Origin of the sequence: Archangium violaceum (assembly GCF_016887565.1) — a bacterium.
GTDB classification, from domain to species: domain Bacteria; phylum Myxococcota; class Myxococcia; order Myxococcales; family Myxococcaceae; genus Archangium; species Archangium violaceum_B.
Map to the genome: position 1 here is coordinate 10,785,582 of NZ_CP069396.1, position 25,888 is coordinate 10,811,469.

Here is a 25,888-nt window from a genome sequence, read left to right on the forward strand (position 1 = left end):
TCCGCGAACGTCACAAATCCGTGGTGGCGGATCCCTCTTTTCTGAAGGATCGCCCCACGGCGTTCATCGCCCGGCGCGGTCCTCCCACCTTCTCTTCTCACGAAGGCAAGGAGGCTCCCCGGCCATGGATCCCCTCACGCTGCGTTTCATCGAGCGGCTCACGGCCGTGCTCCTGGGTGGAATGACCATCTACCTGGGCTTTCGTCTCTTCCGTTCGGTCCCGAAGCAGCGAGACAGCAGCGGCAAGGTGACGCTGCCCCTCAACACCTCCATCGCGGTGACACGGGTGGGCCCCGGTGTGCTGTTCGCCCTGTTCGGCATCGTGGCCGTCGGGCTCTCCCTGCTTCGTCCCCTCAACCTCTCCTCGGAGGAATCGGGAGGAGACGGAACGAGCTATTTCTCGAAGCCCGTCACCCGGAGCGAGGAGGCCCGCGCGAACGCACGGGCGCAGCTGCGCCGGGACATAGGCGTCCTGAACAACATTCCCCAGCAACTGCGCGAGGACCTGGCTCCCGAGGATCGTGGCGCGATCTCTCGGAGCCTCACCCGCGTGAAGCTGTCCCTGATGGAGTCCGTCTGGGGCACGCCCCAGGAGGGCTTTGGCGACTTCGCCCAATTCGAGCAGTGGGTGCGGGACGGAGAGAAGGAGCCGCCTCCCGCCGAGATGGAACAAGCGCTCGCGCTGTACCGCTACGGCCGCCCGGGAGGCACGCCATGAGGCGTGTCATCCCTCTCCTCGTCACCGTGCTGGCGCTCCAGACGGCGAGAGGCAACGACCTGTCGCGCATCTACGAACCCGACACCCTGGAGCAGGCACGTCCCGACCTGGAACGCACCACCCGGAAGATCCTCGACCAGGGAATCTGGCCCGTCCTGGAGGTCGAGGAGAAACGCCAGCTCGGAGGCAAGCCCCCGTTGGCATTCCCGCTCTACGGAGAGGAAGAAGCACGGATGAATCCGCTGAGCGTCTACGCCCACTACGGGCGCCGGGAGATCGTCTATCCCGTGCTGTCGCTGAAATTCCTCGAGGATCTCTGCACCGCCTATGCATGGTTGCAGCTCAATGGCTATGGCGTGGAAACGGTCTCGGAGTACACCGCCATCCTCCGTTACAAAGAGGAACCGCCCGGCGGTTTCCCACCTCCCTTGCAGGCCCTCGGCATTCCAGCCGATGCACGGGCCGACTCCCGAGTGGATGAGCTCGCTCGCGCGCACTTCGTGACCGCCCGGCTCTTCATCCTCCTGCACGAGATGAATCACCTCATGCAGCAGCGCGCCCACGGACTGTCGGCTCCGTCCATCGAGAAGGAGAAGAAGGCGGACCGGTTCGCCATCACGGTCATGCAGCGTGCCGACCTGCCTCCCATTGGCGTCCTTGTGTTCTTCATGGTGGACGCCCACTGGTCGTCTTACCCCCAGAACGAGAAAGCGACCCATCCCCTGACGGGTGAGCGCGTCCGCGCCCTGGCCGACGCCGTGGAGGACCCCGATCTGAAGAAGCTCTTCCAGGATCTGGGGAGCCTCCTGGACGATCGAGACATCCGCACCGGCTTCGTCAGCTCGGGCCAGACGGGAGACCTCGCGGCACTGGCGCCCCGGCACCCCGGAGAGCTGCCCCGCCTCCAACACTCTTCAACCCCCTCCACCCACTCTGTCACCTTCGATGGCGTCTACCGCGGAGAGCTCACCCAGAGCCCCGACCCAGCCCCCGTTCCCATGGAGATGGTCCTGGAGCGCACGGGCTCGGAGGTCCGGGGCCGCTACAACTTCGGACTGGGAATCGGAACCATCGAAGGCACGGTCGATGGAGACAGCCTGAGCTTCCAATGGCAGTGGGGCATCAACCAGGGAGAGGGCGTCCTGAAGAGCCAGGGGAAGGACGCACTCACTGGCACCTGGGGATACCAATTGAACAAGACCGGTGCTGGCACCTGGACCGGACATCGGGTCCGGTGAAAGGGCTCGCACCTTCCCCTCCCCAACCCAGGAGCACGCCATGAAATGGAAATTCCATCGGTTCGTCGTCCTCGGCATCGCGCTCATCGCCCTGCCGGTCCTGGCCGCGCAGGCCGGGCCCCCGAGTGGAGACACCGGAGCGGGCACGAAGAGAATCACCGTGAACGGAGTCCAACTCGATGACCAGGCGGTCCGGTCCCTGGAGGCGGCCTATGGCCCCCTGGCGAGCGGTGACGTCTGGTACGACCCGCTCTCGGGCCTCTGGGGATTGTGGGGCGGCCCGGCGGCCGGACAGATCGCGCCAGGACTGAAGCTGGGAGGCCCCCTGCCCTTCGATGCCTCGGGAGGAAGGACGGACTTCATCATCAACGGACGAGCCATCCACCCGAGCGAACATCAAGCCCTCATCGCCATGTATGGACAGGCCATCCCCGGACGCTATTGGTTGGACGGAGCGGGAAACTTCGGCGTCGAGGGAGGCCCCGCGCTGTTGAACATCCATGCGCTGGGCGCGGGCCGTGGAGGCCAGCCCTCGTACTATTCCGGACCGGGAGGAACGATCTCGAGTGACGGCAGGTGCACCCTCATCAACACCGCTGGAGGGGCCAGTGTCCTCACGGGGGATTGTCAGTGAGTGCCCTCGGGTGAGCTCTTGAGGACCATGAGCTCGCCCTTGCCCACGGGGGCGAGCACGTGCGTCGCGCGAGGCTCCTGGCGGATGCGCTCGATCAGCGGCTCCATCTCGGCCGCGTGACTGAGGGCGTTGTCCACGACGAGCAGGCCGTTGGGCCGGAGCCCGCGCCACAGGTCGGGCCACCACGTCGCGTACGGCTTGCGGTCGGCATCGAGGAAGATGAGATCCCAGTGCTCGGAGTTCCCTCGGGCCAGTAGGGCACCGGCATCCTCCGTGCGCAGCTCCACCACGCCACTCAGACCCGCTCGCTCGAGGTTGTGTGCGGCGAGCTGGGTCTTCCGGGCGTCCACGTCGAGGGTCGTGACGCGACCACCCACCGCCGCGGCCGCCGACGCGAGCCACACGGTGGAGTAGCCGTTCGAGGTGCCGATCTCCAACACGCGCCGGGCGGCCATCGAGCGCACGAGGACCGAGAGGAACACGCCCGTATCCGGCGTGATGTTGAGCATCCTCGACGCCCGGTCCTGGACGGTCGCGTCGTTGTGCTCCCCGAATGTTTCGAGCTCTTGCAGCAGGCCACTCAGGCCAGGGGGATACCAGGTCGACATGGCCGTGACATAGCCCGCGCCCGCTCCGCGATGCTTCGAGACTCCTCGGGGGTGCCAGAGTCGGGCATCTCGCTCCGAGTGCCCGGCCTTATGATTCGGCGGATGATGAGACGACTCGGACCTGCCGACTACCGCGACATGCCCTGGAAGAACGGGGGCGGCGTCACCCGCGAGTTGCTGAAGCTGCCACATCCGTCCGACCCGGCCCGCTTCCTGGCGCGCCTGTCGATCGCCTCGGTCGCGGCACCTGGACCCTTCTCCGTGTTTCCGGGTGTCGACCGCGTCCTGATGATCCTGGAAGGAGCGGGCGTGGCGCTGTCCTTCGGAAGTGGGCCGGAGGTGGTGCTCGACCGGCGCTGGCGACCGCTCGCGTTTCCAGGCGAGGCGGAGGTCCAATGCCGGTTGCTCGGGGGTCCGGTGAGGGACTTCAACCTCATGGTCGACCGGGCCTCGGCCGAAGCCACGCTCGCGGTGGTGCACCTGGGTCCGGGCGAGACACGGACCCTCGCGAGCGCCAGCACCGTGTTCCTCCATGTCCTGGAAGGACAGGCGTCCGTGCAAGGGACACCGCTGGCCGTGGAAGAGACGCTCTGGATGGAGGCTCCCGCGACGCTGGCCGTACGGAGCGACGCGGGGGTGGTCGTGGTCGCCATCCACCTGAACCGCCGGACGTAGGGTAGATCTAGGGTCGCCATGTCCGCGAACTGGAACTCCTTCGACGTCGCCCTCGTCACCTCATCTGCCTTCCCCGAGTGTCTGCCCGACGAGAAGCTCCTCACCGACGCGCTCGCCGCACGGGGAGTGAAGGCCGGGCCGGTCATCTGGGACGATCCAACGGTGGACTGGAGCCGATTCCGGCTCGCGCTCATCCGCACCGCCTGGGACTCGGACGCGCGCCGTGACGAGTTCGTGCTCTGGGCCGACCGCGCCGGCGCCCGCTGCCCGCTGTGGAATCCGCCCGAGGTGCTCCGCTGGAACACGCACAAGGGCTACCTGAGGGAGCTCGAGGCGCGCGGCGTGCCCATCGTGCCCACCGCCTGGATGGAGCGCGGCACGAAGCCGGACGTGGGCGCGCTGCTCGCGGAGCGCGGCTGGACCGACGCCGTGGTGAAGCCAGCCGTGTCCGCGGGCGCTCGAGACACACTGCGGGTGCGCGGGCCCGGAGACCTCCCCGCCGCACGAGCACTCGTGGAGCGAGTCCTCCCGCACAAGGACATGATGGTGCAGCCGTACCTGGCCTCGGTGGAGAGCTACGGGGAGCGCTCCATCCTCTTCCTGGGTGGCGAGCACACGCACGCCATCAAGCGGCCTCCGGCCCTGTCCGGCGATCCCGGGTACGACGCCACCGCCGCCGAGCCCGCGCCTTCGGCCGAGGACGAGCGCGCCTTCGCCCGTCAGGTGCTCGCCGCCACCGGCTTCGAGCTGCTCTACGCCCGGGTGGACGTGGCGAGGGACGAGCGGGGCGGGCTGCGCTTGATGGAGCTGGAGGTGACCGAACCCAACCTCTTCCTCCGTCAGGGAGGACCACGCGCGGTGGAGCACCTGGCGAACGCCATCGTCCACAAGGCGCGCGGGCGCTAGCAACACGTATACTTCGGACCCGGTTCCCCCTCCCCGCGAGTCCTCCTTGATCGAGTCCGAGGCGGCCCTTCCCGCCGCCACCCAAGAGCGTTGGTCCTGGCCTCCCCTGTTCGGCCTCCTCGAAATCCAATTCGGCGCCGCCGTCGGCTTCCTGCAGACGGCCGTGCCCTACTGGTTGGCCAGGGACGGCATGCCGCTGGCCGAGATTGGCCTGCTGTCCGGCACCGCCTTCTCGCCCCACGCCTGGAAGCTGCTCTGGGTGCCGCTCATCGACCTCGGTCCGTGGCGGCGGGTCTGGTACGGCGTCTCCACGCTGCTCACCGCACTATTGCTCCTGGCGTGCGCGCTCCTGCCCGAGCCGGCGAAGCACCTCGGGCTCTATACGCTGTTGCTCACGGGCCTGCAGGCGGCCGCGACGACGGCGCACGCGGCGCTCAATGGACTGATGGCCATCACCACGCGCATCGAGGACAAGGGCCGCGCCGGTGGGTGGCAGATGGCTGGCAACGTGGGCTCGACGAGCCTGCTCGGCGCCCTCGCCATCTGGCTGGCCAGCGCCTTCTCCCGGCAGGTCACCGGGGTGGTGCTGGCGCTCCTCGTGCTCGCGAGCGGCGCCGGCATCTTCTGGGTCACCGAGCGCGAGGACGCCGCCAGGGCCGAGCGCGCCTCCGTGCTGCGCGCCGCCTGGGAGCGGGCGAAGGGCATCGTGGTCGACCTCTTCCGCACCGCCTTCAGCCGCGACGGCCTCATCATGCTGGTGCTGTGCCTCATGCCGGTGAGTTGCGGGGCGCTCACCAACCTCTTCAGCGCGATGGCGGGCGACTATCAGGTGTCCGAGCACGTGGTGGAGCTGGTGAACGGACTGGGCATGGGCGTCACCGGAGCCCTCGGCTCGCTGCTCGGCGGCTGGCTGTCGGACCGAATGAACCGCAAGCTCAACTACGCGCTCATGGGCGGAGTCACCGGGCTGTGCGCGCTCGCCATGTCGGCCGCGCCGATGACGCAGACGACGTACATCTGGGGCACGCTCGCCTACAGCTTCGCCAACGGAGCCTCCTTCGCGGCCTTCGCAGGCATGGTGCTGGAGATGGTGAACGAGGGCGCGGCGGTGACCACCAAGTACACGCTCTTCGTCGCGGCCTCGAACCTGGCCATCAGCTACGTCACCGCCCTGGACGGCAACGCGTCGCGCTTCCAGGGGATCGGCACACGCGCGAGCATCGCGTTCGACGGCCTCATCACCTTCGCCGGCATCACGGTGGTGGTGGCCATCTTCCTGATGTTCCTGCGCAAGAAGCCGCGGCCCGCGCTCGCCTGAGCGGGTGCGTGTCCGAGGCAGGCCCCGGTTGGCCGGGGAAGAAGACACCGGGTAGGCTGGAAACCATCTCTGGATGAGGAACACCGTGGCCGAGTTGCTGAAGGGAAGTGTGTTGCTGGTGGATGACGACCCCGCCGTGGCCAAGGTGCTCGGCGCGCTGCTGGGCCAGGCGGGGCTCACCGTGCACACGGCCTCCAATGGACAGGAGGCGCTTGCCCTGCTGGGCCGCAAGCCCATCGACGTGGTGGTGAGCGACGTGCGCATGCCCGGCATGGGCGGCATGGAGCTGCTCGCCGAGGTAGGGCGCTCCTGGCCGGACGTGCCCGTCATCCTCCTCACCGCGCACGGCACGGTGCCGCTGGCGGTGGAGGCCATGAAGGCCGGTGCCGCGGACTTCGCCCTCAAGCCCTTCGACCGGGAAGAAATCCTCTTCAGCATCCGCAAGGCGCTGCTGCGCGCGCAGCAGCAGGAGGGGGTGCGTCCGATCGCGAAGGAGGCCAGTGGCTTCGTGGGGCGCAGCTCCGCCATGTCCGAGGTGCAGGCGCTGCTGTCGCGGGCGGCCACGGGCACGGCCACGGTGCTGCTGCGCGGCGAGTCCGGCACGGGCAAGGAGCTGGCCGCCAAGGCGGTGCACGACACGAGCCCCCGGCACAGCGGCCCCTTCGTGAAGCTGCACTGCGCCGCGCTGCCGGACACGCTGCTGGAGAGCGAGCTGTTCGGCTACGAGAAGGGCGCCTTCACCGGCGCGGCCACCCGCAAGCCGGGCCGCGTGGAGCTGGCCCATGGGGGCACCCTCTTCCTCGACGAGATTGGCGACATCACCCTCCAGGTGCAGGTGAAGCTGCTGCGGCTGCTGCAGGAGCGCGAGTTCGAGCGGCTCGGCGGCACGCAGACGCTGAAGGTGGACGTGCGCTTCGTGGCGGCCACGCACCGCAACCTCGAGGAGATGGTGCGCAAGGGCGAGTTCCGCGAGGACCTCTTCTACCGGCTCAACGTGGTGCCGGTGTGGCTGCCCCCGCTGCGCGCGCGGCCCGAGGACATCCAGCCCCTGGTGCTGCACTTCCTCGACGTGCACGCGAAGGCCAACGGCAAGCCGCCCTTCACCCTGACGCCGGAGGGACTCGCCGCCCTCCAGGCCCAGCCGTGGCCCGGCAACGTGCGCCAGCTCCAGAACTTCATCGAGCGTCTGGTGGTGCTCTCCGACGGGCCCATCATCACCGGGGACGACGTGAACCGCGAGGTCGCGCGGCAACCCGGCATCGTCCCCGTCGCCCCGGCCCCCACGGCGGCGAGCCCCGCGCCCAGTGCTCCGGCGCTCCCCACGATGGGAGCCCCCGCTGGCGGCGAAGGGCGCACCCTGGAGTCCCAGCGCAAGGAGATGGAGCGGCAGGCCCTGGTGGATGCCCTGAAGCGCGCGGGAGACAACCGCACCCTCGCCGCGCGCCTGCTCGGCATCAGCCGGCGCACCCTCTACAACAAGCTCGAGGAGCACGGGCTGGTGTGAGCCTCAGTCCTTCGTCGCGACGATGGGCGCCGTGGCCATGGCCTGGTAGTCCGCGAAGGCGGGCACATGGCAGGAGAATCCACCGTCCACCACCAGGGTCTCCCCGGTGATGAAGGCCGCCGCGTCCGACGCGAGGAAGACGACGGCCTCGGCGGCGTGCTCGGGCTCGCCCACGTAGGGCGTGAGGTGGTGGCGCTTGAGCGACTCCAGGATTTCGGGAGTGATGGCCGAGCGCACCGCCGCCGTCAGCACCAGCCCCAGCGCCACGGCGTTGCAGCGGATGCCCTGCTTGCCGTACATGGTCGCCACGTACTGGGTGAGCGAGTTGAGGCCCGCCTTGGTGGTGCCATAGGCGGCGCGCACCACGTCACCGTGCAGGCTCGCGGCGGAGGACGTGTTCACGATGGCCCCGCGCCCGCGCTTCATCATGTGCGGAATGGCGTGCTTGCAGCCCAGCATCACGCCCGTCAGGTTCACCTGCAGCGAGCGCTCCCAGGCGGAGAGTTCGAGCGACAGCAGGTCCCCATCCTTGCCCAGCGCGTCCGGGCCCGACGCCACGGCGTTGTTGTGGAGGATGTCCAGGCCGCCGTACGTGTCGACGGCCGCGGCCACCATCTTCAGGATGTCGCTCTCCTTCGAGACGTCGACCTCCACCGCCAGGGACTGGCCGCCGCTCCGGGTGATGGACCCGGCCAGCCGCCGGGCCCCCTCACCGTGGATGTCCGCGACGACGACCCGCGCTCCCTCGCGGGCCATCAACTGCGCGGTCGCTCCTCCAATGCCGACCCCGCCTGCTTCGTCCATCGTGGCCCCGGTGATGATCGCGACCTTTCCATCGAGCCTGCCCATGATGCCCCTCCCGTTTGACGATTGCCCGTCCACGCTGGCGCGCGGCCGCGACCGGAGTCAACCGGATGCACCCGGAGCGTCAGCGGCCCTGCTCGACCATCTCCCGGGGCGGAAACACGAGCTGCGCGGCCCCCGATACCAGCGGTGAAACATCCGCCTGTGACGCGGTGAGCCGTGCCAGCCGCTCCGGCGTCCATCCGCGTCCGGTCCTCGCGTCGCGCACCAGGCACCACACGGCGACGCGCCGCGCCTCCTCGCTCCGGCTCGCCCGCAGCCGGGTCTCCACGGGCTCGAGAGCCTCCTCGGGCAACGCGTCCACCACGCTCCGGCACGTCTCCAGCGCGTCCGCGTTCAGCAGACCCGCCTCGCCCAGTTCCACCAGCCACTCCGCGAACGCCGCGGGCTCCATGGCGGCGGCCGCGCAACGCACGCGCAGAGAGGCGAGCCGGGGCTCATGCGCCAGCGCCCGCACCGCCGCGTCCGCCGCCTGGACGTACACCGCGCGCCGCTTCACCGGCAGCGCCAGCAGCACCTCCAGCGCCACGCTCAGCGCGCGGCGGTCCCCCACCACGGCGGCGAGCATCCCCTCCAGCCGCTCCATGTCGTGCTCGTCCGAGCGGTGCAGCAGGGCCCCCATCGCAGCGCGCACCTCGTCGTCGTACCGCGAGCCCAGCCGCGCGCCGCAGGCCGACAGGAACGTCCGCTCCACGTCCCGCACGGCCAGCCGCGCCGAGCGCTCGAGCAGATCGATGCGGGCCTCGGCTTCCGGCCGCTGGAGCACCCGCCCCAGCAGCGCCGATAGCTTCCGATCCGTCGCGTCGGTGAGCCGGTCCGGGGGGATGTCGCCCACCCGCGAGGCCATGACCTGGTCCGTGCCGCTCACGGCGCGCTCGAAGACGCCCCACGTCGGCTCGCGATCGAGGTGGTCCCACAGCGCGCGCAGCATGGCGATGCGCACGTCCCGGTGGAGCGGCGTGGCATCCAGGGCGATCAACCGCTCGTAGGCGGCGTCCGAGCGCAGCTCTCCCAGCAGCCGGACGATCTCCTTGGCCACGGTGACCTTCGTCATCGGCGCTTCCGCGAGCAGGGCGGCCACCCGCGCCGGAGGCATGCCGGCGAACGCGCGGCGCAGGCCGTAGATGGCGATGCGCGCGCGGGCATCCCCCAGGCAGCCCAGCAGCGTGGGGACGCCCTGGCCCTGGTCGCAGCGGGCCATCACGCGCAGGGCCTTCTCCTGCACGGCGGCACGCGAGTCCTCCGCCAGCGAGCACAGGTAGTCCATGGGCGCGTAGTCGAGCGCCGCGAGCAGGGACACCGCCCAGAGCACGGTGGGGGTATCCCGATCCGTGTCCGCGCACAGGGCCGCGAGCGAGCGCGAGTACGTCGTGTTCTGCGCGGGCGTCCACCGGAAGAAGCCGCCATGGAAGGGCAGCAGCCAGCGCGTCTTGCCCGTCGCGTAGTGCCCGGTGATGACCCGGTCTCCCAGGAAGGGCCCGAGCAGGTCCTGCCTCCGCCGGTGCAGGTGGAGGTGCACCACCGGCAGGCACACGATGCTCTCGTCCCGCGCCAGCAGCTCGGGCAGCAGCCGGTCGAAGTCCCGGATGGCCCGGTGCTGGAGCAGCTCCAGGGCCCAGCGGACGAGGCCGTTGTTGAGCTGAAGGGACCGCACCACCACCCGCTCCAACGCGGCGAGGAGCTCCGGGTGGAGCGCGTCCTCCGCCTTCTCCGAGGCGACCAACGCGAGGACCTCGTTGAACCACCCGTGGTCGTACCAACGGCGGAGCATCCCGCCGAGCGCAGACTCGAAGCGCTCCCGATCGTTGCGGGAGGCCCACTGGGCAAGGGTCAGCGCCAGGTTCGACCACGGGGCCTCGTCACGCACGGTCGCGAACAGCTCGCACAGCCCCGGTGCCAGCTTCGCCCGCTCGCCCAGGCTCCGCGCGAGCTCCAGCAGGGGCCGCCCGCGCTCGCGCTCCGCCCAGATGCGAGCCACCGCGAGCAGGTGGGGCGCCGCCGCGCGGACGTCGTCATCCGACAGGTGGACGCCGAGCCGGGCGTCCTGGATGGAGCCGCGCTCCTTGAGCAGCGTCCCGAGCCACTTCGCCCCCCACACCGGATCGAGGCGGAAGGTGCGCAGCAGCAGGGTCTCGGCCGCGCTCGCGGTGGCGTGCGACAGGTCGGCGGCGTCGAGCGCATCGCGCAGCATCCGGCCGATGGACTCGGTGTGCTCCCGGCGCCAGACGCGGCGGGGCCACCGGGCGAGCGTCTGCAACATCGCCATGCGCACGGGGTCCTGCTCGTTCTTGCGCGCGAGCACCAGGGCGATGGCCTTGTCCACCAGGGCCGTCTCGGCGGGCCGGAAGCCCGGGATGGCCAGCACCGTGGCGAGCGCCGCGCCCCGCATCTCGCCCTCGGGGTGGCCGATGTAGCTCTGCAGCGCGGAGAGCGCCTCGTCCCAGGGCAGGAAGCGCGCGTAGGGCATGCGCTCCGTCGGGCGGGTGCCCAGCGCCACCACCTCGTGCAGGTGCCGCCGCGCCTCGCGCTCCTGGAGCTCCGCCGGCAGCTTCGCCAGCACGTGGACCGCGATGACGCCGTTCGCGTTGCGCTGGGCGATGCTCCACCGGGTGAAGACGCGGTCGCGCGTGGCGGGCTCGGAGATGCGCTCGAACAGCGCGGTGCCCCAGGCCGGCCCGGCGTCCACGGCCGCGCACCAGGCCTCGGTGACGGCCTGGCGCTGGGACTCGGACAGCTTCTCGAGCAGCTTGTCGGCATCCCCCAACGCGAAGGGATCGCGCCGGACGAGCCACCCGAGCGACGCCTCGTCGAGCCGGTGCGCGACGCGGGAGAACAGCGCCGAGGGAACCTCGAGCGCATGGCGCTGGAGGAGCGCCATCACCTCCGACGGCCTCTGCTTCACCAGGAACTGCCAGGCGCCCGGGTAGGGGTGGATGCGCCGGGACAGGAGCAGTTCGAAGAGCTCCAGCGCCCGGTCGGGCACGAACTCCGCGATGCGCTCGAGGCTCCAGTCCACCAGTTGCCGCGTCACCGGGTCCGCCTCGCCGGGCACGGCGCGCAGACGCTCGGCGAGCACCGCCCCGAGCGTGTCGGGGTAGTACCGGGCCAGACGCGACCAGAAGCGCACGCTCGGCTTCTCCAGCGCGCGGGCGAGGTAGCGGCGCAGGCCCTCCGGAGAGCCCAGGGGGACCACGTCCGCGAAGGAGTGGACGCCGGGGCGGGTGGCCAGCCAGTCGAGGTACTGGTCGATGACGGCGCGGCGCTCCTCCTGGACCAGGGAGCGCAGCAGCGCCTCGTCACGGCGCATGGCGTAGGCCATCCGCAGGGCCTCGAGGGCCTGCACGTCATCGCAGGCCAGGGCCACCAGCCGGAACGCCAGGGAGCGCACGAGGCGGGACTCATCGGAGGTGGCGTGGAGCACCCGCCCTCCCTCCCGCCAGGAGTACTGGGCCACCAGGGCCAGACGCCGCTCGAAGGTGTCGCCTCGCGACATCTCGTCGAGCTGGGCGCGCACGCGGGCATCATCCCGCGCGCGTTGGCCCAGCTCGACCATGCGCTTCACGCGGCCATCGTGGTGGGAGGCGGAGAGCTCACTGCGAAGGTCGGAGAGGTTCATGGGGTGTCTGGGAGGATGCCCGGGCGACGGACGCCGCGTCCAATCCCACCTGACACGCGCGCGCCCTACCCCAACCCCGCCAAGATGGGCATAGTCTGGGCACCGAATGAGCACTGAGCATGGATGAGCAGGCCTTGGAGAAGCTCGGCTGGGGACCTTCCTACCAGGAGGCCTGGCGCTCCCGGGCGAGCGAGGGCGAGGAGCCGGCGCGCATCGGCGCCGACTATGGGGTGGAGTACGTGCTGTACTCGGCGCGTGGGGATCTGCGCGCCACCGTGCCGGGCCGGCTGCGCATGGCCATCCGCAAGGGAGAGTCCGTGCGCCCGGTCGTCGGAGACTGGGTGACCTTCGAGCCCCGCCTCCAGGAAGGCACCTCCCTCATCCAGGCCGTGCTTCCCCGTCGCACCCAGCTCGCTCGCAAGGCCGCTGGCCGGACCGACGAGGAGCAGGTGGTGGCGGCCAACGTGGACGTGGTCTTCATCGTCTCCGCGCTGACGCGCGACCTCAACCCGCGGCGGCTCGAGCGCTACCTGGCGCTCGCCGGGGACAGCGGGGCCTCGCCCGTGCTGGTCCTCACCAAGGCCGACCTCTGCGAGGACGTGGCCGCGACGCGCGAGAACATCGCCACCCTGGCCCCGGGCGTGCCCCTGCACGTCGTCAGCAGCGTCACCGGCGAGGGGCTGGACGTGCTCTGGCGCTACATCGGCGGCAACCGGACGGTGGCGCTCATCGGCTCGTCCGGGGTGGGCAAGTCCACGCTCATCAACCGCCTGCTGGGCTCCACGCGCCAGGTGGTGGGCGAGGTGCGCGAGGACGACAAGGGGCGGCACACCACCACCCACCGGGAGCTGTTCCTGCTGCCCCAGGGAGGCCTCGTCATCGACACGCCGGGCATGCGCGAGCTCGGGCTGATGGAGAACGAGGAGGGCGTGCGCACCACCTTCGTGGACATCGAGGAGCTGGCGGCCGGGTGCCGCTTCAGCGACTGCCGCCACGAGAAGGAGCCCGGCTGCGCCGTCCGGGAGGCGGTGCGCGAGGGGAAGCTCGCCCCGGAGCGCCTGGAGAGCTTCCACAAGCTCCACCAGGAAGTGGCCCGCCAGGAGCGCCAGCGCGATACGCAGACGAAGCGCCCCCCGCGCTCTTCCGCTGAAGCCCAGAAGAAGCGCGGGAGGTGAACGCGCCCTCTTCATCGGGCGCTCCGGGCGTACAGGGCCTGGTCCCGGAGCACCTCGGCCGCCAGGGCCAGCACGGCTCGCGCCTGGACGACCAGCAGCAGGGACAGCACCACGAGCACCACGAGGATGACGGGTCCCCGCTGCTTCCGCGGGAGTTGGGGAATCCCCCTGTGGAAGAACAGCCAGGCGAACAGGAGTGAGAAGCCGGTCGAGCCACCGATGACCGCCGTCTGGAATCGCTCGGGAGGCGCGGCGTTGACGACGAGCGAACCGGCGACCAGCAGGGCCACCGCCGTGGTTCTCACCCTCCGGGACGCGAGGGCATTGGCGATACGTGCATAGGTATCGGGGGGCATGGAACCCTCCTTGTGTCGGGGAAGTGGGGGGGGAAGTCGCGACTGCGTCTTCGCACCGCCCCAGGTCCACGCACGTGCACCGATGCCCATGCTCCCAACGGAAGGGAGAGCGAATCAGGGACGTGTGCCTCGGGCTGAAGTCAGCCGGGCACTGTCCCGAGATGGGAATGGGAGACGAGGGAGAGCCGACAGCCACCCGGCCGCGAGATCAACGGCGACGGTGGTGGGCCTGGGCGATGTCGAAGCAGGCAAGCGAGAGAGAGATACCACCTCCCGCGCCGCCCGCGACACCGAGCAGGTCGTCGAACATCCTGCCGTGGCGACGACCCGCATCAGCTCTCTGTTGCTTGCATGGCATGGCCATCGTCCTCAGGAGAGTCATCCATGAGGAAAGACGTGAAGGCCGGCGTTTGTGAGCGGACTTTTTCTCCGGCTCGCCTTCTCGGGGGAAGAGGGCTCAGTGCAGGGGAGGGGAATGTCCCATCGCCCTCACCGCCTCTGCCAGGGATTCGAGCTCCGCCTCGAAGTCCGCGATGAGCTCCCGCGGCTCGGGCACCAGGCCCGCGTCCGCCGCCACGCCCAGCGTCACATGGCCCGAGTAGCTGAAGATGCTCAGGCCCACCCCCAGCCGCGCCGCCATGGGAACCCAGAACATCACTCCCGCCAGCCTCGCCCCCGCCAGGTACACCGGCCGCCTGGGCCCCGGCACGTTCGTCATCACCAGCGAGGCCTTCCTCCGCATCACCTCCACCGCCGCCCGCTCCACCGGCGCCGGCGCCATCCCCGCCGCCGTCAGCATCCCGAACATCACCGCCGCTTCCGGCGAGCGCTTCAGCCTGTCCATCCGCCGCTTCAGCTCCCAGAGCCGCTCCACCGGCGCCTCCACCCCGAGCGGCAGGGGCAGGAACACCATGCCGAACCGGTTGCCCAGCTCGCGAGGGATGGGCTCGTTCATCGGCCGCAGGTTCACCGGCACCACCGCCCGCAGGTCCTCCGGCGATTGCCCCCGCGCCTCCACGTAGCGGCGCAGCGTGCCCGCCACCACCGCCATCACCACGTCGTTCACCGTGCTCCCGGTGCAGTGGCCGATCTCCCTCAGCTTCCCCACCGGAACCGGCTGGGACCAGGCCACCCGCTTCTCCGCTCCGAGCGCTCCCTTGAAGGGGGATGGTGGGTCCTGCGTCAGCGTCAGCAGCCTGCTCAGCGCCGAGGCCCCTCGGGCCCCCTCCACCGCCATGTCCATGAGCTGGATGGGCTCGGCCAGCAGCTCCGAGCCCCGCTTCCAAGCCGACCGTGTCGAGCCCACCACCGTCCGCGCACCCCGCAGCAGCCGCGCCAGCGCCCCCGGCGTCTCCTCCGCCTCGACCCCCGCGGACTCCGGGCCACCGCCCGCGCGCTCGTCCGTCAGCGACAGCAGCACCCTCGCCAGCGAGATGCCGTCCGCGATGCAGTGGTGCACGCGCATCAGCAGCGCGCCCCCCTCCTCGTACCCTTGGATGAGGTGCAGCTCCCAGAGCGGCCGCGAGAAATCCAGGGGCGTGCTCATGGACGCGCCCACCAGCGCCTCCAGCGCGGCGCGGTCTCCGGGCGCCCGCAGCTCCGTGTGCCGCAGGTGCGCCTCCAGCCGGAAGCCCGGGTCATCCTCCCAGCGGGGCGCCCCCAGCACGCCTCCCGTCACCACGCGCTGCCGGAAGCGCGGGTAGCGCTCCACCAGCCGCTCGCGCACCACCTCCGTCAGCCGCTGCCAGTCCACGGGCTCGTCGAACCAGAGCACCGCCGTGATGACCATCAGGCTCGTGGACTCCTCCATCTGGAGCCACGCCGCGTCCACATGGGACATCCGCTCGGACACTCTTCCTACCTGGTCTCTTCCGGCTTCTGCCGGCGGAACTGGAACGTCTGCTTGGAGGGCGTCTGCGCCGTGAGCGTCAGCGTGTCCCCCTCCACATCATATTTGTAGGGACGCCCTGGCCCGAAGCGCTGTTTCGACAGGCCGATGACGCGGGGCTTGCCACACACCGTCCCCACCGCCTGGCCCGCCTTCGTCTTCAGGTCCAACGTGTCCTTCTTCTCGTCCACCTGGAAGGCGCCCCAGGAGCGGACCTGCAGCTCGTTGCCCTTGCCCAGCGTGGCGTCCTCCAGCTTCGTGCTCAGGACGAAACAGCCCTGGGGCGTCACCTCCAGCCAGCGCTCGTAGTCCGGACGAGGGTTCACGTCCTCCGCGCTCTCGCCACCGATGACCCGGGCCCTCTCGCTCGGCCGCAGGCTCGCCGCCTCCAGCGTCCAACGGCCCACCACCTCCTCGGGCACCTTTCCCGAGCCCACCGAGGCGTCCGCGCACGGATCCGTGGCCTCCTTCTCGGGGCTGGGCGGCGCGGGCTCGAAGGTGCGTCCGCACTGCGACTCGCAGGCGCGGGCCACGCAGGCCGAATCATCCGGGCCGCAGCCGGACTTCTCGGCGCACTGTTCGAGCGACTTCAACGCCTCCTCGCACCCCTTGGCCAGGCAGCGGTCCACGCATGTCACGTCGATGCACCGGGACACGCAGACCCAGTTGGCCGAGCCACACCGACCGGCCAGGGTGCGCGGCTTGCTCGCGGCCGGCTGGCCGCCCTCGGGCGACTGCGCCCCGGCGGGCAGGCTCAGCAACAGGAGGAGCGGAACGAGGCTGGAGACACGCAGGTGGTTACCCTCACTGGAAGCTCCACCGCCATGTGGTGATGTCCGACAGCTCCGGCAACGAGAGCTCCACGTGAATCGTCTCGTAGCGGGCAAAGTCCCGCGGATCCATCCGCAGCAGTAGCACTGGCGTACATGCCCGCTGGCGCTCGGGGAAGGTGTCGAAGGACAGCTCCGAGTCGAAGCGGGACCGGTAGAAGAGGCACAGGCCGTCCATGCGCCCCTCGCGCACCACCGGCCGGGACAGGCGCAGGCGCTGCGGCAGCGCGCCGGCCCGCAGCGTCTCCAGGTCGAGGGCGAAGGCGGGCTCCGGATCGCACAGCGACCGCTCCACGTCCTGGGGCCGGATGAAGCGGGTGAAGTACGCGGGGTCCATCGTGTCCCGCAGCACCTGCAGGCAGCTGAAGTCCACGCTGGGCAGACGCTGGTTCCAGATGAAGGGCAGGCGCGCCTCCTCGCGCAGTTGCACCGGCTCGAAGAAGACCTCGAAGCGGTTGGGCAGGATGCGGCCGCCGCGCGCCAGCACCCGGTCGCGCAGGTTCAACAGCCGGGGCACCAGCCCCGTGTCGAAGAGCGCGTCCCCCACCTGGTCGTGCAGCAGGACGTCCGCCTTCTCCGAGGGCTGGAAACGCGAGCTGTCCGCGCGCACGAACTCGATGTCGGAAAGCCCGTTGCGCCGGGCCACCCAGCGCGCCGTGTCCAGGTTGCGCGAGGCGTCCACCGCGTACAGCCTCCGAGGACCGCGCTTCGCCGCGAGGAAGGCCCGCAGGCCGTTGCCCGTGCCCACGTCCACCACCACGTGGCCGGGCTTCACGTAGCGCTCGATGGCGCGCCGGTACGCCTCCACCCGCTCCGCGTCCACCAGGCCCGAGTCCCGGGGGACCGGGCTCGACAGCTCCGGTGGCGCGCTCACGAGCATGTTTCGCAGCGTCCCCACCAATGGCAGGTGACGCAGTCTCGATTGCAGATCCCCCAGGGCCTGACGCGGCAGATTCCTCAGGTTCGCCATGACATCCCCCCACGGCGCGCGGCGCCGGATTCCCGATCCTCACCAGACCGGAACCCCGGGATACCTGGAATGCACGGAGTCAGGAAGGGGCAGGGCCTCCGACGTCAGCCCAAGGACGTCGAGAGGTTTCGCCGATGAACACTGACGCGCCGCGACAGATTTTCGCGGAAGCTCAAATCCGCACGAGGTTGGTGTTGAGCCACCCCTGGCGCACCTCCGCTCCGCGGAAGGAGGGCATGATCGCATCCGCCCGGGGCCGAGGATTCCAGTTGGCCGGAGCCAGGAAGATGGCGGTCCCGCGCTTCTCACTGTAGGCGCAGGCCCCGTAGGTGGAGATGTTCCACTTGGTCCGGTTGTGCGTGTCGTAGTCCTGCATGTGACGGGATTGCCGGGCCCAGGCCGCATCATAGAGGGTCGTCTGGTCCGTGGTCGGCCAACCCTCGAGCTGGAAGAAGGAGCAGTACGGCTCGCGGCTGGTCGTCCCCACCAGCAAGGAACAGATGAACGGACAGGGATTGGGCGCCCGATCCGTGACGACGGTGTTGGGATAGGCCAGACCGTTGGTGCTCACGACCGAGGCATAGTGGGAGTTACTCGCCCCGCCCTTGAAATGACCGGCGCACGCGGTCTGGAACTCGCCCTGCAGCCGTTGGTTCGCCGTCAGCGCGCTGTCCACGACGACGATGTGCGCGCCGAAGAGGAAGTAGCGCAGGAACTGCCGCACGGCCTCGTAATCCCAGGCGTTGTTGGCACGCAGCGCCACGGTGCTGTACCTCATCAACCGGTACCGGGGGACGGTCCCCCCGTACATCCCATCGGCGATGAAGAGGGGCATGTAGAGGACGAGCTGCCGCTGGCGGATGTACGAGGCCAGGAAGTGGATGAACGTGCGATCGCTCTCCGGGCAGCGATTGTGGAACAGGTTCATCTTGCGGTCTTCGGCGTAGCGCCAGGTCGCGACGAGGCAGTCGAGGATCTGCTCGCTCTCTCCGTTGGTGAAGTCCGCGATGAATTGACCCGCACCGATCGCGGCGTTGAGGGCGGCGACCCCCCGGACACCCACGTTGAAGCAGCTATCCACGAACGCCTGGATGTTGGTGAAGTTGGCATTCAGGGATGTGATGGGCATGTGTCCGTCCCTCGGCCGCGCATGGCGCCAGCTGGCTTTCACCGGATTTTACCACGGGCGCGCCCCACCTGACGGGTTGCATGGCGGAAAGACGGAGGAGCCGCTCCTACTCCGGATCTCGCAGGTCGGCCGCGAAGGCGAGCAACCGCTCCCGTGCCTTCAGCAGCTTCTCGCGGGGAATGGAGAAGACCACGCGCATCCGCGCCGGGTCTCCACACCAGTCCCCGCCATTCACCACCACGTGCGTGCGCGCGTACACCACCGCCGGCAGGTTCTCCACGGTGAGCCGTTTTCCACCCACCTCCCGTCCCAGCCAGGAGGTCACCCTCGGCGCCAGGAAGAGGCCCCCGGCCTCCACCGTCTCGACCCGCCCGTCCTCCGGCAGCGCCTCGGCGATGAGCTCCCGCTTCTCCGCGAGGTCCCTCCGCATGCGCGCGAGGAACTCGCGCAGGGCCCGGTGCCGCTCCGGGTAGAGCAGCTTCCCCTCGGGGCTGCGCGCATAGGCCGCGTAGAGACGCGAGGCCGCCCGCGCCGTGGCCAGGTGCAATGCGCCCGGCGCGCTCTCCCGCACCGCCGCCGCGAGCGCCCGGTCCCGTGTCGCCATCCACCCCACGCGCAGGCCGCCCGCCGCGAACTCCTTCGACAGGCCCCCGAGCACCACCGTCCGCGCGCCGATGCCCGGCACCGTCGCCTCCAGCCCCACCGGACCCTGCACCGTCTCCGCCGTCGGGTTGGTGAGGTTCACCAGTCCGAAGATTTCATCCGAGACGAGCAGGCAGCGTTGCTCCACCACGTACGCGGCCAGCCCCACCAGTTCCTCGTGGGACAGGTAGTACCCGGCGGGGTTGGAGGGCTGCGAGATGACGACCACGTCCGGAGCGCTCGGCCCCCGCCGCGCCTGGAGGGCGGACAGGGGCGCCAGGTCCACCTCGGCCCCGGCGGCCCCCCACGCGGGCCGCAACACGCCGTAGCAAGGGGTGGCCACGAAGACGCGCGGAGCACGTCCCAACATCCGCCGCAGCGCCACGCCCAGGTGGTGCACCAGCGGCCACACCCCGGGCGCGAGCAATACCTCCTCGGGCGAGTAGCGCACGCCCCGCGTCTCCAGCAGGAAGGCCGCCACCGACTCCGCGAGCCCGTGCTGCGTCCCCGAGTCGCGCGGCGCCGCGCACGCCGCCACCAGCCCCTCCATCAACGGTTGCGGCAGGGGGTACTCGTTCTCCCCGTAGTCCAGGCGGATGAGCTCCGGGTCGTCCCCGCGGAACACCTTGGGCGCGAAGGCCGGGAAGCCCGCCAGCCGCGCGATGCGCTTCGAGCGCGGCAGGGGCACCTTCGACTCCGGGCGCGCGGGCGGGGGCCTCGGCTCCGCGAAGGCGATGCGGAAGGTGAGCAGCTCCGCGAAGGTGCGCTCGTAGAACCACTGCACCAGCGTGCTGATGCGCGAGTACGTCACCTCCGCCGCCACCTCCAGGTCCTCCCGCAGGCGCGCCGGCACCGGCAGCAGCAGCGTCAGCTCCCAGTCCGGGAAGACGGCGTTCTTGATGAGCCCGTACAGCACCACCAGGTGCGAGGTGTGCGGCTCGCGCGCGAGGAACTCGAAGAGCGTGCGCGGCTCCACCTCGGCGGTGATGTTGAAGAAGGGGCTCTCGTCGAGCACCACCAGGATGCCCCGCCGCTCCGCCTCCGCGAGGATGTCCCGCAGCTCCGCCATGTTGGCGCGCTCCCCGGGCTCCACCGACAGCAACACCACCTTCACGTCGAAGGCACCCAGCAGCCGGCGGATCTCCCCCAGCGTGTTGTGCGTGACGGTGACGTGCACTCCCGCCTTGGCCAGCACCGGCGCGTACACGCCATGCAGGTTGTGCGACACGAGCACTCCGTCCCCCTCGTCGCAGGTGGCCAGCAGCAGCGAGTACACCGCCTGCTCGCGCTCGGGCGCGACGAAGAGCTCCTCCTCGGCGAGCCGCAGCTCGAAAAAGCGTCCCAGGTAGCGCGCCACGAGCTGGCGCAGACTGAGGTCCCCGGACTCGTGCGCGTACGGAAGGAAGGGCGAGCGGGCCAGACGCTCGGCCAGTCCGGCCACGAAGCCGAGCTGCTCGGGCGGGGAGGCCGCCAGGTCCAGCTCCTCCTGCAACCGGGGCAGGCCCAGGGCCCGCAGGGCGGCGCGCAACGCGAGCGTCTCGCGCGGCAGGGCGAGCCTCGCCTCCCACACCGCCACCTCGTGCCAGATGGGATGACCCGCGGCCAGCCACCCGAGCGCGGTGGCGGCGCGCAGGGGCTCGGGGCTGTGCGCCTCCATGAAGAACTCGAACTCGCGCTGCGTGCGCTGCTCCAGCGCCACCAGGGGGCGGATGTCCGTGTCCGCCGCCTGCATCACCCGCCGCGCCACGCGCACCCGGGTGGTGAAACCGCGCCGGGTGAACATGCGCTCGATGATGGGCCGCCCGGGCCGCCCCGCCAGATTGAGCAGCAGCCGCCCGTCCGGCGCCAGGCGCTCGGGCACCTCGTCCAGCAGCCGCGCGATGAGCCCCAGCCCGAAGTGGTCCTCGTAGACGTTCTGGATGGCGCAGTAGTTGGACAGGTCGTACAGGGCCTGCTCGTCCGCCTGGGACACCTCCGCCGGCAAACCCTCGCCGCGCAGCACCTGCGGGATGCAGCCCACCACGAAGTCCCACGGCTCCGGCCCGGACACCTGGCGCAGCAGGTCGCTCTCCCCGAAGGAGAGCCTCGACACCAGCGCCTCGTCCCCATTGAGCCAGGCGTTGCACCACGCCACGGGCGCCGAGTGGGGATTGAGGTCCACCCCGAGGACGTGCGCCAGCCGGGTGAAGCGGGCCAGCGCGATGCACACCCACCCCGAGCCCGCGCCCACCTCCACCAGCCGCTTGCCGGCGTACTCGTCGAGGGGGACCTTCAGCAGTCCCTCCAGGAAGGTATGGGCCCAGGCCTCGGGCGAGAAGATGGAGGGCAGCAGCAGCAACTCCAGCCGCTCCTGGGAGGAGCCCATCGCCACCACCACCGAGCCGAGCCGCAGGGGCGAGCCCTCGGGCTTGTCCCGGGCGAGCCCGGCCAGCTCCCGCAGCTCGGCGAGGGCGCGCGGGCGACTCTCGGGCACCGCGAGCTGCTCGGACAGGGCGCGGAGCTGCTGGAACGCTTCCCGGGGCGACGCGGGGTAGGTGGCCATGGATGACTCCTAGCCCATGAAGTCGTGAGCCACCACGGGCCGGAGCTGGTTCAGTGCGACAGCGGGCGGAAGGGCCCGCATCAGGAGATCCCTCCCCCAACGCCCCAGCGGATTGCGCAGGTACCGGAGCGCTCCCGCGCGGAGGCTCAGCTCCGCCACGTGGGCCGTGCGGGGTCGACGTCTCGATTCGTAGGCCCGCAGCGCCCGGACCTTGTCGGTGTCCTCGCGCAGCCGTCTGGCCAGCACCAGCGCGTCCTCGATGGCCTGGCACGCGCCCTGGGCCATGTCGGTGACCATCGCATGCGCCGCGTCCCCCAGCAGCGAGACCGGACCGTCGCCCCAGCTCGGCAGCGGCGCCAGGTAGTGGATGTCCGTGCGCAGGATCTCCGCCTCGGGCGTGGCGTGGACCAGGGACTCCACGGGCGCCATCCATCCGCGGACGTGGCTCAGCACCGCCTCCTTGTGTCCTCCCTCGGGGTCACACCCTCCCTCGGGAGCGGCCGTCAGCAGGAACCAGTACATCCGCTTCGAGCCCGACGCACCCGGACCGATGTGACAGATGCCGAAGCGCGCTCCCGGACCGTAGATCTCGAACTGCTCCCCTTCGGGAATCGGGGTGGAGGTGACGTCCACGATGCCACGCCAGGACGTCCTGCCGCCGTACCGGACTCGCACGTCCGGGAACAGCTGCTGGCGCACGACCGAGTGCAGTCCATCCGCGCCGATGAGACACTGGCCACGCACCTGCCTGCCATCGGCGAAGTCGATCCGCACCCCGTCGCCCTCGCGATGGAAGCCCGTGCAGGCGGCGCCTGGGAACACACCGTCCGGCCCGAGCGCTTCGAGCAGCACCCGCATGAGCTCCGCGCGGTGCAGCACCAGGGTGGGCTGTCCCAGCTCGCGGCACAGCACCTCGACGGGGAGGCGGGAGAGCACCTTGCCATCCCAGCGGTGGATCACCGTCTGCCGCCAGGGAGCGCCCAGGGCGGCCACCTCCCCCGCCAGTCCCAGCGCCTCGAGCGCCCGCATCGCATTGGGCCAGAGCGACAACCCGGCCCCGGCGTGCCGCCAGGCCGCGGTCCGCTCGTACACCGCGACATCCAGTCCAGCCTGACGGAGCGCGATGGCGGCGCACAGCCCACCAATGCCTCCTCCAACGATGACGACTCCGTGTGATTCCATGGGTCCCCCCCAGGAACTTCGGAGCCCCACGATAGATCAGGCGCGGCGCAGCACCCGGACATTCACGCCGCCCTCGAGGGGCTGGCTGATGTCGACGCCGATATAGCCTCGCATCCGCAGGTGCGTCTCGGCTTCCGCGAGGGTGCGAAAGATGGTCCAGGGGCTCCTCGACAACGTGGCGACCGTATAGGCCATCATCCGAGGGATGGGACCCGGGATGGCGCACACCACCTCCGTCACCCGGTCCGCCAGCTCACGGTCCAGCTCCTTGAATACGTTCGCGTAGCCGATCCTCGCGTTCACCATCCCCATGCCGTCGTAGAAGAAGCAGAAGGTGCCCTGCTGGTGCTTCAGGGCCTGACGGATCTCATCGCAGAGCGCCTTGGCGTTGAGCTCGTCGCCGTGCTCGGGGTGCTTCACCCTCACCAGATTGCTGGCCACCGGTGGCAGCTTGAGGCTGCCTACCGCTGCTCGCGTCATGAGCGGCCGGTTGAACGCCTCGAGTTCTGACTTGGATGGAGCGGCCATGACATGGCGATTGTACCCACGAGAGCGACACGGACTAGAGCGACACGCGAGATACGAACGTCGGCGGCGGTCAGAACACGGCGAAGTTGGAAAGATGTGCTTGGAGAGGCATCGGTTTTCCAGCGTGCTCCGGGAGAACGGGAAGACACATGGTGGGTGCGTGACGCCACAACGCGACTGGCGTGCATGGAGCCCGCGTTGTGCGCACCATGACACCCGCCCTTCACCCAGCTGCCCTGAGCCCGTGACCACCACCCACTCCGGAGGGGAGGAACCATGAGAAAGAAGAAACAACGGGACGACGGCGCCTGGACCCCCATCCGCGAGAGTCTCGATGACTTCCATCCCGCGCAGCTCGCGGCGCGCCTGCGCGAGTACCTGGTCCCCCGCATCCCCCGGGGAGCGAAGCACCTGGACGAGCGGACGCGCCTGGCGCTCCTCGAAGGCGTCGGCGAGCTGCTCGCCGAGCACGCCGGGGCCTGGTACACGGAGGCCCACGTCCAGCTCGGCAACGAGGTCCTCGGGGACTACTGCCGCTGTCACGGCTTCTTCAACCAGGGCGAACCCCCCGATGTCGGCGTGGAGAGCAACATCCAGCGCATCCTCTCCGCGCTCGGCGCCGCCCATGCGTGGCTGTGCACGCTCGACACGTACTTCCGCTCCCTGGCCCTGCCCCTGGACGAGACGGACCGCGCGGCGGTGCTGTCGGACGCGGTGCGGCGGGTCATCGACCTCACCGTCGAGGCGACCCGCCGCGAGGAGGGCTGGTCCCGCTACGCCCACCAGGCCCTCGGCTGGCTGTTGGAGTCACAGGGCCTCCCCCGGACCCAGCGCATGGATCGGGCGCTGGATACGGTGCTGGTGGGCTTCACGAGCGCGTCCGCGCCCTCCTCCGACGAGGCCCGCCAGGCCGCGGACCTCATCGCCCTGGCGGCGGTGAAGGAGAACCTCCCCCGGAGCTACTCGGACGAAGGCGCCTCCTGAGCGGGACTCAGAGCGTGCTCGGACGCTCCACGTGGAAGGAGGTGGACGTCACCTCCTGCCGCTCCCCATCCCATTCCACATCGATGAGGTAGCGGTACTCGCCCTCCTCCAGGGACTCCCGGAGGATGCGGCGCTCGGTGGACTCCTCTCCCGGATTCAACCGGTTCTGGATGGCCAGGCAGAACTCGTTGTCGATGATCGGCACCGTCTCCCAGGCCGCGCCCTCGTGACGCTGCAGCGTGGAGTAGCAGAGGTTGTAGCCGAGTGGCTGGAGCGACTCGTTGCGCAGCCGCAGCACCACCTCCGAGCCGGCCACGTACGAGTCCAGGTCCGTCTTCAGGACCGCGTTGCCCACCACGGGCGCGCCACAGGCCATCAGCCCGAGCGCCACACTGCCAAGAAACATGTTCCAACGAGGCATGTCGCCCCTCCTCTTCGTTCTCCGCCCGTGAATACGGGTCGTGGAACGAGGACGATGCAAGGCGCGTGCACCCGCCTGTCTCAGGCCGGCTGGATGCCGAGCCGCTCGTCTCTCCGTCGGAGCCAGGCGACGAGCGGCAGCGACAGCAACACCATCCACACTTTTCCCAGCACCTGCCCCATCAGAAATTCGAGGCCGCCAAAGGCGAGCTGGAGGAAGAGGACGCTGTCGACGACGAGGCCCACCACACTGCTGGCGAACACGGCCAGCACCAGCCCGCGCCGTTGCAGCGGCGTGTAGACGGCGAAGTCGGCCAGCTCCGAGATGGCGAAGGCGGACCCGGAGGCGACGACCAGCGGGGGCGGAGCGAGCAGCGCCGAGAGCAGCGCTCCCACGGCGATGGCCAGCAGCGTCCAGTTCTTGCCCAGCCGGCGCTGCACCAGGTCGCGCAGCACGAGGGCGATGCCGACGACGAGGACCCCGCTCGGAGCCAGGATGCCAGGTCCCACGGGGAGCAGGCAGGGTCCGTTGTCCGGACACACCACCCCCACGTGGCCAATCATCCAGTTGGAGAGCGGGATCGAGGCACCGAAGCCCAGCAAGTAGATGAATCCCTCGACTCGACGCTGATCCATGTGCTTCTGCTCCACGACGAACGGATGTCCTGGCATCCGGGGCGCGCGCGGCATAACACGTTTCCCCGGCGCTGTCAGAATGCGCCCCCCCTTATGAAGAACGCGGCCCCGCCCATCTTCGACGACTCGCGCTGGCCCCTGCTGCACCTGCGGTTTCCGAGGGTGCTCTCCGCGATGGAGCACGAGACCTTCCTCGGCACCTTCGCCGACTACCTGCTGCGCTCCGAGAAGCTCTTCCTCTGCATCGACCTGCGCCGGGTCGGGATGGTGCCCATCGAGCAGCGCTGGCGCCAGGTCGAGTGGTTCGAGCAGTACGACCAGCGCCTGCGCGAGCAGGTGCTCGGAAGCGCCCTCATCATCACCTCGCCCGTCATCCGGCTGTCGATCAGCGCCATCATGTACTTCAAGCCCCTGCCCAACCCCTTCGCCATCTTCGCCCGGCCGGAGGAAGCGGAGGCCTGGGCGGCCGAGCGCCTCCAGGAGGCGGGGCTCACCCAGGCCAGTCAGGGGCACTGACGGCGGCGC

The 25,888-nt window shown here is 70.1% G+C and carries 23 protein-coding genes; 10 read left to right on the forward strand and 13 right to left on the reverse strand.

The genetic code is table 11. From position 1 onward, the window contains the following. Positions 1 to 124: 124 nt before the first annotated feature. Genes JRI60_RS42855 through JRI60_RS42865 form a run of 3 tightly spaced genes read left to right on the forward strand, consistent with a single transcriptional unit; the run spans position 125 to position 2,590 of the window. Entirely contained in the window at positions 125 to 718 is a 594-nt protein-coding gene (locus JRI60_RS42855) for a hypothetical protein (RefSeq protein WP_204221839.1), read from the forward strand. After that, positions 715 to 1,956, forward strand: coding sequence for a M48 family metalloprotease (locus tag JRI60_RS42860; RefSeq protein ID WP_204221840.1), 1,242 nt, complete (start codon positions 715 to 717; stop codon positions 1,954 to 1,956). Before JRI60_RS42855 ends, JRI60_RS42860 begins: the two co-directional genes overlap by 4 nt. Positions 1,957 to 1,996: 40 nt before the next feature. Continuing rightward, positions 1,997 to 2,590 carry a hypothetical protein gene (locus JRI60_RS42865; RefSeq protein WP_204221841.1) on the forward strand — a complete coding sequence of 198 codons (594 nt, stop codon included), beginning with the start codon at positions 1,997 to 1,999 and terminating at the stop codon, positions 2,588 to 2,590. Here JRI60_RS42865 and JRI60_RS42870 read toward each other — a convergent pair. Then, complete coding sequence (locus JRI60_RS42870) at positions 2,584 to 3,198, reverse strand: O-methyltransferase (protein ID WP_204221842.1); 615 nt, start codon at positions 3,196 to 3,198, stop codon at positions 2,584 to 2,586. The genes JRI60_RS42865 and JRI60_RS42870 overlap by 7 nt on opposite strands. Before the next feature lie 105 nt (positions 3,199 to 3,303). On the opposite strand from JRI60_RS42870, the gene JRI60_RS42875 reads away from it, so the two are divergent. From JRI60_RS42875 to JRI60_RS42890, 4 genes are all read left to right on the forward strand, one after another. Beyond that, positions 3,304 to 3,873 carry a HutD/Ves family protein gene (locus JRI60_RS42875; protein WP_204221843.1) on the forward strand — a complete coding sequence of 190 codons (570 nt, stop codon included), beginning with the start codon at positions 3,304 to 3,306 and terminating at the stop codon, positions 3,871 to 3,873. Positions 3,874 to 3,891: 18 nt separating this feature from the next. Further along, entirely contained in the window at positions 3,892 to 4,779 is an 888-nt protein-coding gene (locus JRI60_RS42880; RefSeq protein ID WP_204221844.1) for an ATP-grasp domain-containing protein, read from the forward strand. Positions 4,780 to 4,825: 46 nt separating this feature from the next. Beyond that, positions 4,826 to 6,097 carry an MFS transporter gene (locus tag JRI60_RS42885; protein ID WP_204221845.1) on the forward strand — a complete coding sequence of 424 codons (1,272 nt, stop codon included), beginning with the start codon at positions 4,826 to 4,828 and terminating at the stop codon, positions 6,095 to 6,097. An 85-nt stretch (positions 6,098 to 6,182) separates the two neighbouring features. Continuing rightward, positions 6,183 to 7,601: a sigma-54-dependent transcriptional regulator gene (locus JRI60_RS42890; RefSeq protein WP_204229338.1), complete on the forward strand. Its 1,419-nt coding sequence runs from the start codon at positions 6,183 to 6,185 to the stop codon at positions 7,599 to 7,601. 3 nt (positions 7,602 to 7,604) lie between these two features. Here the strand turns inward: JRI60_RS42890 and JRI60_RS42895 are convergent, their stop codons facing one another. Together JRI60_RS42895 and JRI60_RS42900 are read right to left on the reverse strand one after the other, a co-directional pair. After that, positions 7,605 to 8,450, reverse strand: coding sequence for an SDR family NAD(P)-dependent oxidoreductase (locus JRI60_RS42895; RefSeq protein ID WP_204221846.1), 846 nt, complete (start codon positions 8,448 to 8,450; stop codon positions 7,605 to 7,607). A gap of 79 nt (positions 8,451 to 8,529) precedes the next feature. Further along, entirely contained in the window at positions 8,530 to 12,081 is a 3,552-nt protein-coding gene (locus tag JRI60_RS42900; protein ID WP_239470060.1) for a hypothetical protein, read from the reverse strand. 119 nt (positions 12,082 to 12,200) lie between these two features. Between JRI60_RS42900 and rsgA the strand changes: the two genes are divergently transcribed. Further along, a complete protein-coding gene (gene rsgA, locus JRI60_RS42905; protein WP_204221847.1) occupies positions 12,201 to 13,256 on the forward strand; it encodes a ribosome small subunit-dependent GTPase A in 1,056 nt (351 codons plus the stop codon). Positions 13,257 to 13,267: 11 nt separating this feature from the next. On the opposite strand, the gene JRI60_RS42910 is transcribed toward rsgA, so the two are convergent. The 8 genes from JRI60_RS42910 to JRI60_RS42945 all read right to left on the reverse strand — a co-directional run bounded on the left by JRI60_RS42910 (position 13,268) and on the right by JRI60_RS42945 (position 23,323). Further along, the gene (locus JRI60_RS42910) at positions 13,268 to 13,612 is read right to left on the reverse strand and encodes a hypothetical protein (protein ID WP_204221848.1); all 345 of its coding nucleotides are present in this window, start codon (positions 13,610 to 13,612) and stop codon (positions 13,268 to 13,270) included. Positions 13,613 to 14,069: 457 nt separating this feature from the next. After that, the gene (locus JRI60_RS42915) at positions 14,070 to 15,452 is read right to left on the reverse strand and encodes a WS/DGAT/MGAT family O-acyltransferase (RefSeq protein WP_204221849.1); all 1,383 of its coding nucleotides are present in this window, start codon (positions 15,450 to 15,452) and stop codon (positions 14,070 to 14,072) included. Between the two features lie 17 nt (positions 15,453 to 15,469). Continuing rightward, positions 15,470 to 16,261, reverse strand: a complete 792-nt coding sequence (locus JRI60_RS42920) for a hypothetical protein (protein WP_239470061.1) — start codon at positions 16,259 to 16,261, stop codon at positions 15,470 to 15,472. Between the two features lie 43 nt (positions 16,262 to 16,304). Beyond that, the gene (locus tag JRI60_RS42925) at positions 16,305 to 17,300 is read right to left on the reverse strand and encodes a methyltransferase domain-containing protein (RefSeq protein ID WP_204221850.1); all 996 of its coding nucleotides are present in this window, start codon (positions 17,298 to 17,300) and stop codon (positions 16,305 to 16,307) included. A gap of 172 nt (positions 17,301 to 17,472) precedes the next feature. Continuing rightward, positions 17,473 to 18,429 (reverse strand): hypothetical protein, encoded by a 957-nt coding sequence (locus tag JRI60_RS42930; protein ID WP_204221851.1) that lies wholly within the window; start codon positions 18,427 to 18,429, stop codon positions 17,473 to 17,475. Positions 18,430 to 18,535: 106 nt separating this feature from the next. After that, positions 18,536 to 21,613: an aminotransferase class I/II-fold pyridoxal phosphate-dependent enzyme gene (locus JRI60_RS42935; RefSeq protein ID WP_204221852.1), complete on the reverse strand. Its 3,078-nt coding sequence runs from the start codon at positions 21,611 to 21,613 to the stop codon at positions 18,536 to 18,538. A gap of 9 nt (positions 21,614 to 21,622) precedes the next feature. Further along, a complete protein-coding gene (locus tag JRI60_RS42940) occupies positions 21,623 to 22,795 on the reverse strand; it encodes an FAD-dependent monooxygenase (RefSeq protein ID WP_204221853.1) in 1,173 nt (390 codons plus the stop codon). Between the two features lie 36 nt (positions 22,796 to 22,831). Further along, positions 22,832 to 23,323 (reverse strand): hypothetical protein, encoded by a 492-nt coding sequence (locus JRI60_RS42945; protein ID WP_204221854.1) that lies wholly within the window; start codon positions 23,321 to 23,323, stop codon positions 22,832 to 22,834. A gap of 276 nt (positions 23,324 to 23,599) precedes the next feature. On the opposite strand from JRI60_RS42945, the gene JRI60_RS42950 reads away from it, so the two are divergent. Beyond that, entirely contained in the window at positions 23,600 to 24,307 is a 708-nt protein-coding gene (locus JRI60_RS42950) for a hypothetical protein (protein ID WP_204221855.1), read from the forward strand. Positions 24,308 to 24,314: 7 nt separating this feature from the next. Here JRI60_RS42950 and JRI60_RS42955 read toward each other — a convergent pair whose 3' ends face one another. Both JRI60_RS42955 and JRI60_RS42960 read right to left on the reverse strand, forming a co-directional pair. Next, entirely contained in the window at positions 24,315 to 24,728 is a 414-nt protein-coding gene (locus tag JRI60_RS42955; protein ID WP_204221856.1) for a hypothetical protein, read from the reverse strand. Positions 24,729 to 24,808: 80 nt separating this feature from the next. Next, the gene (locus JRI60_RS42960) at positions 24,809 to 25,363 is read right to left on the reverse strand and encodes a VUT family protein (protein WP_204221857.1); all 555 of its coding nucleotides are present in this window, start codon (positions 25,361 to 25,363) and stop codon (positions 24,809 to 24,811) included. A 93-nt stretch (positions 25,364 to 25,456) separates the two neighbouring features. Between JRI60_RS42960 and JRI60_RS42965 the strand changes: the two genes are divergently transcribed. After that, positions 25,457 to 25,879, forward strand: a complete 423-nt coding sequence (locus JRI60_RS42965) for a hypothetical protein (RefSeq protein ID WP_204221858.1) — start codon at positions 25,457 to 25,459, stop codon at positions 25,877 to 25,879. Positions 25,880 to 25,888 lie beyond the last annotated feature (9 nt).